This window comes from Roseibium denhamense, assembly GCF_009711415.1.
GTDB lineage: Bacteria > Pseudomonadota > Alphaproteobacteria > Rhizobiales > Stappiaceae > Roseibium > Roseibium denhamense.
This window is the reverse complement of sequence record NZ_SMLZ01000105.1, coordinates 112487-124778: the sequence shown is the minus strand read 5'-3', so window position 1 is coordinate 124778 and position 12292 is coordinate 112487. Positions and strand designations below refer to the sequence as shown.

12 protein-coding genes, 1 tRNA gene and 1 pseudogene are annotated in these 12292 nt (G+C 59.4%); 5 read left to right on the top strand and 9 right to left on the bottom strand.

The window, feature by feature from the left end; translation table 11 throughout:
• Window positions 1–210: 210 nt before the first annotated feature.
• Window positions 211–300: transfer RNA gene (locus E1180_RS09805), tRNA-Ser, on the bottom strand.
• 376 nt (window positions 301–676) lie between these two features.
• Between E1180_RS09805 and E1180_RS09800 the strand changes: the two genes are divergently transcribed.
• On the top strand, window positions 677–1411 hold the full coding sequence (locus tag E1180_RS09800) for a substrate-binding periplasmic protein (RefSeq protein ID WP_155190993.1): 735 nt from the start codon (window positions 677–679) through the stop codon (window positions 1409–1411).
• A 258-nt stretch (window positions 1412–1669) separates the two neighbouring features.
• Here E1180_RS09800 and E1180_RS09795 read toward each other — a convergent pair whose 3' ends face one another.
• Complete coding sequence (locus E1180_RS09795) at window positions 1670–1939, bottom strand: hypothetical protein (protein ID WP_196220573.1); 270 nt, start codon at window positions 1937–1939, stop codon at window positions 1670–1672.
• A gap of 432 nt (window positions 1940–2371) precedes the next feature.
• Here E1180_RS09795 and E1180_RS09790 point away from each other — a divergent pair, with 432 nt between their 5' ends.
• Together E1180_RS09790 and E1180_RS09785 are read left to right on the top strand one after the other, a co-directional pair.
• On the top strand, window positions 2372–2794 hold the full coding sequence (locus E1180_RS09790) for a DUF2147 domain-containing protein (RefSeq protein WP_155190992.1): 423 nt from the start codon (window positions 2372–2374) through the stop codon (window positions 2792–2794).
• A 114-nt stretch (window positions 2795–2908) separates the two neighbouring features.
• Window positions 2909–3370: a DUF2147 domain-containing protein gene (locus tag E1180_RS09785; protein ID WP_208997048.1), complete on the top strand. Its 462-nt coding sequence runs from the start codon at window positions 2909–2911 to the stop codon at window positions 3368–3370.
• A gap of 65 nt (window positions 3371–3435) precedes the next feature.
• On the opposite strand, the pseudogene E1180_RS09780 reads toward E1180_RS09785, so the two are convergent.
• From E1180_RS09780 to E1180_RS09770, 3 genes and pseudogenes are all read right to left on the bottom strand, one after another.
• Window positions 3436–4150 (bottom strand): annotated as a pseudogene (locus E1180_RS09780) (glutathione S-transferase family protein).
• Between the two features lie 37 nt (window positions 4151–4187).
• Complete coding sequence (locus tag E1180_RS09775; RefSeq protein ID WP_155190991.1) at window positions 4188–4652, bottom strand: GNAT family N-acetyltransferase; 465 nt, start codon at window positions 4650–4652, stop codon at window positions 4188–4190.
• Window positions 4653–4674: 22 nt separating this feature from the next.
• Window positions 4675–6219 carry a glycosyltransferase family 39 protein gene (locus E1180_RS09770; RefSeq protein ID WP_155190990.1) on the bottom strand — a complete coding sequence of 515 codons (1545 nt, stop codon included), beginning with the start codon at window positions 6217–6219 and terminating at the stop codon, window positions 4675–4677.
• A gap of 146 nt (window positions 6220–6365) precedes the next feature.
• On the opposite strand from E1180_RS09770, the gene E1180_RS09765 reads away from it, so the two are divergent.
• Entirely contained in the window at window positions 6366–6698 is a 333-nt protein-coding gene (locus E1180_RS09765; protein ID WP_155190989.1) for a MazG-like family protein, read from the top strand.
• Window positions 6699–6805: 107 nt separating this feature from the next.
• Here the strand turns inward: E1180_RS09765 and gatB are convergent, their stop codons facing one another.
• The 3 genes from gatB to fliK all read right to left on the bottom strand — a co-directional run bounded on the left by gatB (window position 6806) and on the right by fliK (window position 11434).
• On the bottom strand, window positions 6806–8287 hold the full coding sequence (gatB, locus tag E1180_RS09760; protein ID WP_155190988.1) for an Asp-tRNA(Asn)/Glu-tRNA(Gln) amidotransferase subunit GatB: 1482 nt from the start codon (window positions 8285–8287) through the stop codon (window positions 6806–6808).
• Between the two features lie 172 nt (window positions 8288–8459).
• Window positions 8460–8741: an EscU/YscU/HrcU family type III secretion system export apparatus switch protein gene (locus E1180_RS09755; protein WP_155190987.1), complete on the bottom strand. Its 282-nt coding sequence runs from the start codon at window positions 8739–8741 to the stop codon at window positions 8460–8462.
• Between the two features lie 8 nt (window positions 8742–8749).
• Window positions 8750–11434, bottom strand: coding sequence for a flagellar hook-length control protein FliK (gene fliK / locus E1180_RS22705; protein WP_155190986.1), 2685 nt, complete (start codon window positions 11432–11434; stop codon window positions 8750–8752).
• A 219-nt stretch (window positions 11435–11653) separates the two neighbouring features.
• Between fliK and E1180_RS09745 the strand changes: the two genes are divergently transcribed.
• Window positions 11654–11908: a DUF6455 family protein gene (locus E1180_RS09745; RefSeq protein WP_155190985.1), complete on the top strand. Its 255-nt coding sequence runs from the start codon at window positions 11654–11656 to the stop codon at window positions 11906–11908.
• Window positions 11909–11937: 29 nt separating this feature from the next.
• Here the strand turns inward: E1180_RS09745 and E1180_RS09740 are convergent, their stop codons facing one another.
• Window positions 11938–12237: a phosphatidylglycerophosphatase gene (locus tag E1180_RS09740; protein ID WP_155190984.1), complete on the bottom strand. Its 300-nt coding sequence runs from the start codon at window positions 12235–12237 to the stop codon at window positions 11938–11940.
• Window positions 12238–12292 lie beyond the last annotated feature (55 nt).

Below are 12292 nucleotides of genomic sequence, written 5' to 3'. Positions count from 1 at the left end.
GCGCAAGCTGGTGATGAACCCGGATGAGATAAATGAACCGAGTTACATATTGGGTAGGCACTGCTGCGTTGTCGTGCAAGAGCCTGAGGCGAAAAAAAACGGATTGAACGCCAGGGCTGTGAATAAACCTGTCACCTAATGGGCTGGATGATTGTCTGAAAAATCATGCCAAAAATTGGCGATTGAAAATCAATAACTTATCAAGAAAAATGGCGGAGAGGAAGGGATTCGAACCCTCGAGACGGTTGCCCGCCTACTCCCTTAGCAGGGGAGCGCCTTCGACCACTCGGCCACCTCTCCGGTAAATCCCGTTTAGTTGCCCACGCCTAGCGAAGCAAGCCCTTTTTCGGATCGGCGGAATGTTTTCCACGTCGCGGCCCTTGCAGCTTTTTCCGAAGTGCAGAAATAACAGGAGCGGATCCAGTCACCCCAGCGGGCGATATCAGCCTGAGCGAAAGATCGGGGCGATCTGCCGATGTTCAGCCTCACCCGGCAGTCCCGCTGGGCCGGCCATGCAGATGCGCAGCATTGGCCTATTTGGTCTGTTTCGCCTGCGGCATCCTCACACATGTTCGCTTTGGCGGGCGAGAAATCATCAGCAATTCAGACGATATCGTGACGACGAGGTTCGGTGCTACCTTGAGGCTCCTCACGGTCCTGGACTGCTGGTGTGCCAATGCGCGTTCTTGCCTGTATTTTGCTGGTTTTGATGGCGATCCTGCCTGCGAAGGCACAGCCGCTGACCATCGTGACCGAAGAGTTTCCGCCTTACAATTTCTCCCAGGACGGTGTTCCGCAAGGGCTTTCGACCGAGGTTGTCGAGGCTGTTCTTCAGAAGATAGGATTTGACGCCAAGATCGAGTTCCTGCCCTGGGCCCGGGCCTATTTGACGGCTCAAAACCGCAAGAACACCCTGATCTATTCAATCGGACGGATCCCTGAGCGCGAGGATCTGTTCGAGTGGGTCGGCGTGATTGCCCCCTTCAACACCTCGCTCTACACACGGGCCGACAACACAGGCGTTTCAATAGCCTCGCTTAATGATGCCAAGCGCTACAGCATCGGCGTATCCGTGAAGGACGTGATCTATCAGTATCTGGATGGCGAAGGATTTAAGCAGCTCGATGTCGTCGGTGAGGACGTTCTGAATATTCGCAAGCTCGCGCTCGGGCGCATCGACATCATCGCCTTCGATGAGGCTTCGTTCAATTACCGTGTGGCGCTGGAAGGAATGGATATGGGCACGTTCCGCCGGGTCTACCGGCTGGAGGAGATCAGCGGCAGTCTTTACATGGCGTTCAGCAAGACGTCCGATCCGGAGCTTGTCGCAGCTTTCCGGGAGGGTCTTGCGGCCATCAGGTCAGACGGCACTTACGAGCAGATCCTTGCACGCTATGCTTTGATGAACTAGCAGATCTTGCCCTGGCTCCGGCGTCTGCGGTCCGCGGCGATACGGCACCACTCAATTCCGGCGCGGCATTGCATCAGCACGCGCTCATGCCGTCCGGTCAAGGCGGTTTCCCTTGCCTTGAGAGTTTGTATGAAAACAAGGCAACGGCCATGCCTCAAGCAGGCGCTGTTCGGATAAAGGACACGGCAGAAAATGGGCCGCCGTGTCAGCGGATCTTCCGGATTTGGTGTGCCGTCAGGCCGGCAGCCATGTCCGGCTTCAATGCATCGCCAGCCATTCGCGCGCGCTGCGCTGTGCCTCGGCAATTTCGGATGCGCTCATTTCACCGGAGATTTCCTTCCGGTATTTGGCAGCTTCGCTGTTGCCCTTCAGAGCCGCAATGTTGAACCACTTATGCGCGGTCACAAGATCAGCAGCACCTTGGCGTCCGCACGCGCTGTCCAGCCCCATCTGAAACAGAATGTCGGCTGTAACGGCCTTTTCACCCAGAATGGCCATATCGGCCGAATGTACTTCAAAACGAGCCATGTCACGCTCCCCTTAATTGGTCTGTATGACTTCCTTAGAAACGCAAGCTTATCTGAAGCTTTCCCCGACGTTTCTTGACCTCTACTTGAGCAGCGCCAGTTAAAAAGCCCGTTAAAAAGTAGGTTTAACGGATCCCGAACAATTGCTTAAATATTTCTGAAATTCAGATTTCCGAAACCATATCGTTTCGAATTCCATAGGAAAATCAATCAAGTTCTCCGAAAATTTGATTGAGGCGGTCAAGCTTTTGTTCACCATGGAAACGATTGGTCTGATCTCCCAATTCGGTATTGAACGGATCAGCCAGCCACTCAATGGGTTTAAAATTTCAAAAATATGGAGGACTGCCGTTAGGTCACGGGTTTTCAGAACATCCCGAACCCTTTACATTCCCTTTCCGTAAACGGAAGCAATTCCGGTTGGGAGGAAAGAATGACATCCAAACTAATCGCTGCAGCTCTTGGTGCTGCCGCCCTTCTCACGCTGCCCGTGTCCACCGTGCAGGCCGCTGACGCCACCGGCGAATGGGCCCGTCCGAATGGCGCGTCGAAAATCCGGATCAGCAATTGCGGCAGCTCACTTTGCGGCAAGCTGATTTGGCTCCGCGAACCGCGCAATGACACGCAAAATCCGGACGCCTCCAAGCGCAGCCGCCCCCTGCTCGGTGTGCAGATTGTTCAGTCGATGAAGCCGACGAAGAAGGACAATCAATGGAAAGGCAAAGTCTACAACGCGGAAGACGGCAAGACCTATACCGGCTTTATCGAATTGACCTCTGCGAACAAGCTGAAGCTGGAAGGTTGTGTCATGGGCGGTCTCATCTGCAAGGGTGAAACCTGGACCCGCACGAAATAGACCGGTTTTGCCCAGTCGTTTTGCCAAGTCGTTTTTGATTTGGCCATCGCCCCGTCGCATTTGCTGATCAAGACTATGGCGCATGTTTTGATCGCAACGCGATGGGGTTTTGTTTTGATTAGATATATTTCCCGCAGCCCGCTTTCCAAGCGGTCCGTTTTCCTGTGTTTTCTCGCCGCATTGATGGGCTTAACGGTACCGGCAGCCGCCGCTCCGGACATTGCCGGAGAGTGGAAGACGCCAGCCGGCGCGACCATTCAGGTGGCGCCCTGCGGCAAGACACCCTGCGGTACGCTGGTACGGTTTCCGCCGCCACCGGGCAAAACCATGGAGACAACCCTGGATGAAAACAACCGGGACAGCTCCAAACGCGGCCGCAAGGTGCTTGGTCTGAAGGTGTTGTGGCGGCTCCAACCTGACGGCAATGCCTGGTCTGGCCGGGTTTACGATCCGCGCCGGGGCATAAGCGCGAATGCCAAAGTGCGCCTCAAGTCGCCGGCACAGCTGGAAATCAAGGGCTGCGTCCGCGTTGTCTTCAATGTGTGCGAAACCGAGATTTGGACCAGACTGAAATAGACACTGCGGCGGGTTGGACGCGGCGATAACAGCTTCTGGCGTTTCAAACAAAAACGCCCGATGCTCTAGCGTGCCTTTTGCCCGAAAAGCACTGACTGGGCTTCCTTGTCCTTGCCGATGACGAGTGTCTTCTCCTCCGCCTCGCCGGCCTTCAGCCCCTTTTGAACGCCGGGCCGGGCCAAGATCCGTTCCCGCCAGGCTTTGACATTTGGAAAGTCATCAAGATCGACCGCGTGGCGCTTGAAGCGCTGCGCCCAGCCGATGCTTGCAATGTCCGCAATGGTAAAGTCACCGGCTGCGATATAGTCCCGCCCGTCAAGCCTGCGGTTGAGGACGCCATAAACGCCGCTGAACCTCGTTGTCGTAGCGCTCGATGGCATAAGGCACTTTTTCCGGTGCGTATTGCCGGAAATGATGACTTTGCCCGAGCATGGGCCCGAACCCGCCCATCTGCCACATGAGCCATTCCTCCACCTCGACCCGGCGGCGTTCATCCTGCGGATAGAACTTGCCGAATTTCCGGCCGAGATACTGCAGAATTGCACCGGATTCGAACACCGAAATCGGGTCACCATCCGGTCCTTCCGGATCGAGAATGGCCGGCATGCGGTTGTTGGGCGAGATGGCGAGGAAATCAGGCGCGAACTGTTCGCCCTTGCCGATATTGACGAGGTTCAAGCGATAGGGAACCTCCAGCTCCTCCAGCATGATCGAGGCCTTCCAGCCGTTGGGTGTCGGCCAGAAGTAAAGATCAATAGGCGCGGTCTGGTGAACGGTCATGCACAGGCTCCCGGCTTAAAGGTCCCGGCCCGGCTGGTCACATCAGCATCTTCTTGTATCCAAGATGGCTCTGATCATAGCCGAGGCGCTTGTAGAAGTGGTGGGAGCCCTCGCGCTCCTTGTTGGATGTCAGCTGGATAATGCATGCATTTGCCCGCTCGGCCAACTCCTGCGCAAAGGCCATCATTTTCCGGCCGACCCCCGTGCCCTGCTGGTCGGCGCGCACATGCACGCTCTCCAGCTCAACACGCGGCCGCCCTTGAAACGCCAGCCCCTTGAGGAAGTGGATTTGGAAGGTTCCGACAACTTCTCCCGCTGAGTTCAAGGCAACATAGATGTCCATTTCAGGCGCAGCCCGCATGGCCTCAAAGGCAGATCTATAATCCTGCCAGTCAGCAAATTCTTTGTCTTCGCGGACACGCGTGGCCCCGGCATTGATGATGGCAACCAGCTCCTGGAGATGAGAAGGCTCTGCTTTTTCGATGCGAATTGGGTCAGTCATGGGATCCGGGAGTTGGACATGATTATTGGCAAGCACCGGCGGACGGTTCGATTTCAGCCACACCCCACCAGGTCGTGCGCCAGCCGTCTGGTTGGATGATATGAGGCCAGGCGCCGGTCAGATAGGTTGCCGATAAGATGCTTGTTTCCTCAAAGCGGGCTTCGGCTTTGAGGACTTCGGCAGCGCTTAAGGCGGGCTTTTCCTCTCCCCCTTCCCAAATGAAGAAACATTTGTTTCTCGGGGGAATGCGCGCTGGAATGGAATGGGTGACAATTCTTGCCTGTGGGAACAGCACCCTAAGGTTTCCACCGGTATAGCCGTTGTCCGCAATCAGCGTGGCCTGCGAGGCCCCAATACCGGCAAGGGGTTCCTTCAGATCGTCATAGGGTTTCATGTGGCGGCACTTGCCCCCGCACCAGAAGCGGTCAGGTGCCACCAGACCCGGCACACGGGCCATGAAGACGACAACGACCAGCGCAGCAACGGCCACACCAAGCCAGCGCCACTGACGCTCAAAGCCGAAACGCTCCAGATCCGCGAACAGGAAGATCGGCAGCAACAGCAGCAAAGGATGCATGTGCCGCTCTTTCACGTAGGTTGCCCCTGTGATTGCGATCATGACGGCAGTCAGGACAATCATGACAAGAACCGTACGTCCGCACAAACGGGCGGCATCATTCACCGCAGGTTTTAGCGGCGTCTTCCGGCCCAGATATCGCGGCCAGAACAGGACCAGCAGCAAAGGGACAAGAGGGACGGAAAACCCTACCAGCCCGAATGCCAGTTTTCCGAGCCCCTCACCGGCCCGCAGCATGTGGGAGGTCTCGGCCGTTACACCCATCGTTTGCGACACTGACGACAGGAGCCGTAACCCTTCGCTCAAGATCCAATAAGCATAGGGGCTATAAACGATGACGGCCGCAACGGGGACCAGCACAAGACCAGCCAGCCGTAGGCGCGGCCGCCACGCCCGGTCCGAACCGGCCGCAATCAGGAGCGCTGCCACAAAGATCGGATAGGAGTGCTTGCCCAGCAGACCGGCCCCGGCAGCAGCCCCGAACAGAAGATAATAGCCAAGCTGACGTGTCTCGAGCGCCTTGATGAAGAAGAAGGCGCTCATGGCACACGCCGTGGTCAACACGACCGTATGCGTTACCCCCTCATGCAGGTTCCAGCCAAACTGGTAATATAGCGAATAGGAAAAGGCGCAGAGCGCAGCCAGCGCCGGATCTGCAATCGCCTTGCGGGCAATGAGAAACAGAAACAGCGCGGCGACCGAGATCAGCCCGTATTTCACAAACAATGCGGCCCAGAGCGTCGGGCCAAAAGCCTGCTGTGCCGACCACAGGAGCCATTCGTAAAGCGGCGGCTGCCGCAGCATGTATCCAGGTTCGAGTGTCTGGACGAGCACGTTTTCGAACATGTCGTCCGTACCCAGAACCGGAGAACTCAGCGCCCTCAAGAGAAGATGCGACACGCCCCATAGCGCAACGATGGCCCACACGCCTAATGGGGTGGCGAAGAACGGGGCGGATCTGCGGCGGTCAAAAACTGAAGAAGCGGTCATGAAGGCCGATGCAGGTTGATGCTGATGGGAAAGCCGTTTAGCGCATCTTCAGCGGAAAACCCATAGCCTTGCATTCCATTCCTTGACGAATACCGGTGTGGCGGATCAATGATCCTGGCAGTCAATTCGGTTCAAGGAACGGCTCCATGATGTTTTCCGATCTCCGCAAGGCCAATATCACCCGCCAGAAGGAATGGCCGGGCAACGACCAGGCCGACATCGCCTTCCGGGGCCTTGAGGTCGCGGGCGAATTTGGTGAGGTCGCCGAAGCCTTGAAGAAGTATCTGCGCGGAACCCGCGGTATCAAAGGGTCAACCTCAGACCTTCAGGACGTTGCCGATGAAATGGCCGATGCGATCATCGCGCTCGACCTTTTGGCGGACCAAATGGGCATTGATCTGGGTGCGGCTGTGGCACGGAAATTCAATGCCACATCGGAGAAGTATGATCTGGCCACGAAACTTCCGGACGGAGCGTAATGTAAAAAATTCCGATTAGCGAAACCTCAATAATAAACAGGGCCAGCAACGGAACGAAAAAGGGCTCCGGTACCCCGAAGCCCTTCTTTTTTCGAAAGTTACCGAACTTACTCCAGACCGATCTTCTGCTTCAAAAGATCGTTGACCGCCTGCGGGTTGGCTTTGCCCTTGGAGGCTTTCATCACCTGACCGACAAACCAGCCGACGAGGTTCGGCTTGTCCTTGGCCTGCTCAACCTTGTCCGGGTTGGCGGCGATGATTTCATCGACAATCGCCTCGATGGCCCCGAGGTCCGTGACCTGCTTCATGCCGCGCTCTTCGACGATTTGCGCCGGGTCACCGCCTTCTGTCCAGACGATTTCGAAGACGTCCTTCGCAATCTTGCCGGAAATTGTACCCGCTTTGATCAGGTCGACAATGCCGCCGAGCTGGGCAGCTGAAACCGGCGAACCCGCCAGATCCTTGCCTTCCTTGTTGAGGCGGCCGAACAATTCGTTGATCAGCCAGTTGGCGGCCAGCTTGGCATCACGGCCCTTGGCGACTTCCTCGAAGAAATCAGCTGACGCCTTTTCCATGACAAGCACGTCCGCGTCATAGGCGGTTAGACCGAAGTCTTTGACGAAGCGGTCTTTCTTGTCGTCCGGCAGCTCCGGCAGGTCTTTGGCAAGGTCATCGACGAAGCTCTGCGTGAACTCTAGCGGGAGCAGATCGGGATCCGGGAAGTAACGGTAGTCGTGCGCTTCTTCCTTGGAGCGCATGGAGCGGGTCTCGCCCTTGACGCTGTCGAACAGGCGGGTTTCCTGATCGATGCTGCCGCCGTCTTCCAGGATTGCCATCTGGCGGCGCGCTTCATACTCAATCGCCTGGCCGACAAACCGGATCGAGTTGACGTTCTTGATCTCGCAGCGCGTGCCGAATTCACCACCGGGCCGGCGGATGGAAACGTTGACGTCCGCCCGCATAGAGCCCTGATCCATGTTGCCGTCGCAGGTGCCCAGATAGCGCAGGATCGTGCGCAGCTTTGTCAGATAAGCCTTTGCCTCGTCCGCAGAGCGCAGATCCGGCTTGGAAACGATTTCCATCAGCGCAACGCCCGACCGGTTCAGGTCCACAAAGGACATGGACGGATGCTGGTCGTGCAGGGACTTACCGGCATCCTGCTCCAGATGCAGGCGCTCCACGCCGATCTCGACCTGTTCGTCCGGCATGTCCAAGAGGATCTTGCCCTCACCGACAATCGGCTGCTTGAACTGGGAAATCTGGTAGCCCTGCGGCAAATCGGGATAGAAGTAGTTCTTGCGGTCAAAAACCGATTTCAGGTTGATCTCCGCTTTCAGGCCAAGACCTGTGCGGATTGCCTGGCGGACACACTCTTCGTTGATCACAGGCAGCATACCGGGCATGGCCGCGTCAACCAGCGACACGTTGTCGTTCGGATCCTTGCCGAATTCGGTCGATGCACCGGAGAAGAGTTTGGCTTCGGACGTGACCTGGGCATGCACTTCCATACCGATCACGATTTCCCAATCGCCGGTCGCGCCCTTGATGAATTTCTTCGGGTCGGGAGTGCGTACGTCGACAATCGTCATGAGGTGTCAAATCCTGTTTTTGTTTTCGGGGGCGCTCAATGGAACGGACGGGAGGTGCCCGGAGCGCCGGAACTCGCCGGTCCGATGCCTAGCCGGGAATTGCCAAACCTGCAAGCATTTGCTTATGCCGGGCCTATGCTTTCGCACAAGCAGGGGATTGGTGACGCTTTGATCAGCTTTTCGGCGGGTGCTGAGCATGTCCGGTGCGCATGATGAAACCGATCAGAACCGCCACCGCCTGATAAAGCTCCACCGGAATTTCCTCATCGATCTCGATCTGGGACAGGGCCTCCGCCATCATCGGGTTTTGCTCGATAGGAACACCTGCTTCGCGCGCAATTTCCTCGATCCGCTCGGCCGCAACGCCCCTGCCCTTTGCCGTGACAATCGGCGCGCCTTCATTTTCATATTGAAGAGCGATTGCGATCTTGTTGCTGGGTTTATCGGAGGACATTTTCAGGCTCACGATTGGCGGTTGATCAGGCTGCCGTATTTCGCGGCGGTTTTAGGGGGAAGCCCTCGCATGAACCTGAGCTCCTGAAGATCGAGACCGGCATCGGCAAAGGCGGCTTCCATGGTGTCCAGCAACCCCTTCAACGTATCCAGCGTTTCCTTCCGGTCCACCCAAAGGGAGACATATGTGCCGCCGCCACGAAGGGTAACAGCTGCCTCAATTGGACCGGTTGCCGTCAAATCCATGGCGAAGCGGAGCCGCCAGGCAGAGTCCGCCTCACCGTCCTCCTCCTTGTTGGCACCGTCACGGCCGATCTGCATCTGCAAGACGCCGGTTTCCTGACCGAACGCAATCGGCAATTCGACAACAGTGTCCATGGCCCGGGCACTGGCAGCCTGCGGCCCGTCGTCCCCGGCAAGTCCTGCGTTTACCAGCTGGGTCAGGCGCATGCGGGCAAGCGCCGCATCGGTTTCCTTCATCAGCGCCTGCAGGTTTTGCGGCGCGGCGCCGGACCAGAAGCCCCCCGCCCGCTGCGGCGCCTGTCCTTCGGGCCCACCCTTGCGGGTTGGTACGGACGGCTGGCGGGCCGGCCGGGTCACCTGACTGTCCGCCCCGAGGTGTTGCAGCAAGGCGCGGAATGACATCAGCGCGGATTTCAAGTCAGGTAGCGCCGATGTCTGTGGACCTGCAGCGCGCAACAATCCGGCCTCACGGAACTGGCCGGATTGGCGCATAGCAGTTTGCAAATCCTCCGCCGTCGGCATCTGAGCGGAATTCAGCCGCAAGCCAAGGATCTGCTGCATTGCTTTTTGAACGGGTTCCGGCAAGGACACCTGCCCCGCGGACTGGGCAGATGCGAGCGCACCAATCTGGGCAAACAGGCTGGCAAGTCCGGCCTGTTGTTCACCCAGCGGCCGCGCCAATTGCGTTGCCGCCTTTTGTACGGACGCGGATGCGCCCGGAGGGATCTGAGGTGCTTGGCCAGGCGCGGATTGCCCGGAAGCACCTGGGCCGGGAATCCCCCCGGAAACCGTGCCCGCGGCTGGATAGGCCCCCGTATAGGCCTGAGAAAAGTGACCTGTCACAGGGGTTGAGCTGCCCGAAGCAGACGCGAGTGCGCCCGACATCAACCCGGCCGACGGCCCGGGGCCGGTTGGCGCGGAAGCAGGCTGCGCACCCGAGCCGGGCTGTGAAGTGGCGGAAGATCCGGCAGGCAAACCGCCCTGAGATGGAGAAATCTGTGCAGGCCCCTGCCCGGACATTGCGGGAGGGCTTGCCGCCACGGGTCCGGAAGCTGGAGCCCCCGGCATTTGGCTGCCAGGCTGAGCAACGGCTCCACCCTGCGGCGCTGATTGACCGGAACCTGGCAAGGGTGCACTTGACGAGGGCGGTGCAGCTTGTCCGGATGCGCCCGCACCGGCGGCAAAGGGGCTCGGCTGTCCGCCAGCCCCTGGCGGGTTTGCAACACCACCCAGCGCGGGCGCATGGCTAGAGACAGGGGTCTGCCCAGCTGGCAGGGTTTGGGCCGTGACCGGCTGCCCTGCAGGCGGAGCGGCTTGAGTTCCGGCGGCAAGCGGTGCCGCGCCTGCGGCTGAACCGCCAGCTATGGCTCCTCCTGTGCCACCTGCAACAGGGGCCATTTGCTGCGCCCCCGATGATTGACCGGTGGCACCCGGGGTGAGCGCAGCTGCCGCTGCTTGCCCCGGTGCGGGCGGACCTCCCGGACCCTGTGATGCAACGGTCAGCGGGGGCTGCGGGCCTCCGGGGACAGGACCTGAAGCAGTTTGGCCCGGCAGCGATGGCGCAACAGCCGCGCCCTGCGGCACCGGCGCGGATGCCGCCACACCTGGTTGCGGCGGCACTACCGGGGCCTGGCCCAACGGAGCAGCCGGCCCGGGCGCAGATACAAGGCCGGCACCAGGTGCCCCACCGACAGGGGCTTGCACAGTCTGCGGACCGGACGGCAGTTGGTTCGAAATTACGGCGCTCTGTACAGGAGCCTGGCCGCTGCTAGCAGGCGGGCGTGAGGGGAGCGGCACGGCGGCAGGAATGCCAGCCCCCTGCCCTTGCGGGGCAAACGGGACGGCCTGTCCGGTTGCCTGGGCAAACAGCGCGGCACTGGAGACGGACGGGGTGAGCGGCAAGGCAAGCTGCGGCTGAGACGGAAGCGGCGCTTGAACAGCGGCGCTGGCGGGGGGCTGCCCGCTCGCCGGTGCCGGATTGGCCACAGAAGGGAGGACTGGAGCTGAATTGGCCGGAAGAGGACGCGCCGGGGCCGGGTTGGCGGGCTGCCCAGTTTTCGCCTGCGCATTTGCCGCCTGCCCATTGGACGGACCTGATGCCGGACCAGGCGCCGAACCAGACGGCGGCGGCGCGGCTTTTGCCGGCGCGTTTTGCGCAGCGGAGGTTTCAGCTGAAGGCCCGGAGGCTGCTGGGGCCTGCGGCACTGTAATCTGGATCTGCGGCTGCTGACGGCTTCCCGAAACGTTCACCACGACATCAGCGCCGACAGGAAGCGGCGCGGGCACCCTGAGGTCGAGCCGCGTGTTTGAATTTGCCTGAGTAAGGCGGACCAATCCTCCCGGCAGATTGCTCTCCACCTTGGCGCGCAGCTCGGTGCCCGGCTCAAGATCAATTGGAGCCGGGTTCTGGCCCGCTTGGGCAGGCAATGGCTGCGCGGCGACCGTTTGCACCAATTCCGCTACTCCGCTTGGAGGACCTGACTGAATCTTAGCGTGCGAGTATGGCCGGTTTCTTAAAGCTTGCCCAGACTTGACCCTTGTCAAAGATTTCCGCAGCGGTTTTCCGCAAACTCACCGGCAATCAGAGTTGAACCCCCAACCCGCCCCGGCAGATTACCCTTGCCGACAGATGTCACGCGGCACTGGAACGACCGGTCAGGAGACTTCTTCATGAACTGGATGGACCGCCTCAACGAGCGCGCGGGCCTCATGGGCCGCATGCTTGAAACAATCGGCGCCATGGAGGACCTTCCGGGCAGCGATCTGAGCGACATGACAATGCGGTCCGCCGCACAGCGCTGCATGCGCTGCGAAAACACAAAAGCCTGCTCCAACTGGCTGGATCAGAACACCGCCGGTGCGCCTGCAGCTCCGGACACATGCCCGAATGCCGCGCTGTTCAACAGCTGGCTGAAGGTCTCATAGAAAGGCATCCGGCAGACCGGCACCCGCCCTCAGGCGTCCCGTGTCCGCCGCAGCTTGTAGGCAATGAAACCCGCAATTGCGCCTCCGGCAAAGCGGAACGGGAACATGGCGAGCGCGCCAGCGTCCTGCGAGATCGGCTGCGGCAGCTGCAACAGACCAACCGCTGTTTCTAAAATGAGAGACAGGGCTGCTGCGGCAAAGCCGGCAATCCAGAGTTTGCTCGCATCGTCCGCGCGCCAGCCGAGATAGACCCCGATGAGAAGGGCGAACGGATTGATGAGGCCGGACAGGCCGAAAAGATCCAGCCAAGTATCTGAAAGTGTCATCATGGCCCTTCCTTAATGCGCCCGCCGCAAAAAGGCGAGAGGCTTTCAACCACCCTCG

Coding starts and splice junctions, on each gene's coding strand:
- gatB (WP_155190988.1), bottom strand. CDS start 8,287: ATGACGATTGTCGACGTACGCACTCCCGACCCGAAGAAATTCATCAAG.
- E1180_RS09765 (WP_155190989.1), top strand. CDS start 6,366: ATGATGTTTTCCGATCTCCGCAAGGCCAATATCACCCGCCAGAAGGAA.
- E1180_RS09740 (WP_155190984.1), bottom strand. CDS start 12,237: ATGATGACACTTTCAGATACTTGGCTGGATCTTTTCGGCCTGTCCGGC.
- E1180_RS09755 (WP_155190987.1), bottom strand. CDS start 8,741: ATGTCCTCCGATAAACCCAGCAACAAGATCGCAATCGCTCTTCAATAT.
- E1180_RS09770 (WP_155190990.1), bottom strand. CDS start 6,219: ATGACCGCTTCTTCAGTTTTTGACCGCCGCAGATCCGCCCCGTTCTTC.
- E1180_RS09795 (WP_196220573.1), bottom strand. CDS start 1,939: ATGGCTCGTTTTGAAGTACATTCGGCCGATATGGCCATTCTGGGTGAA.
- E1180_RS09790 (WP_155190992.1), top strand. CDS start 2,372: ATGACATCCAAACTAATCGCTGCAGCTCTTGGTGCTGCCGCCCTTCTC.
- E1180_RS09775 (WP_155190991.1), bottom strand. CDS start 4,652: ATGACTGACCCAATTCGCATCGAAAAAGCAGAGCCTTCTCATCTCCAG.
- E1180_RS09745 (WP_155190985.1), top strand. CDS start 11,654: ATGAACTGGATGGACCGCCTCAACGAGCGCGCGGGCCTCATGGGCCGC.
- E1180_RS09800 (WP_155190993.1), top strand. CDS start 677: ATGCGCGTTCTTGCCTGTATTTTGCTGGTTTTGATGGCGATCCTGCCT.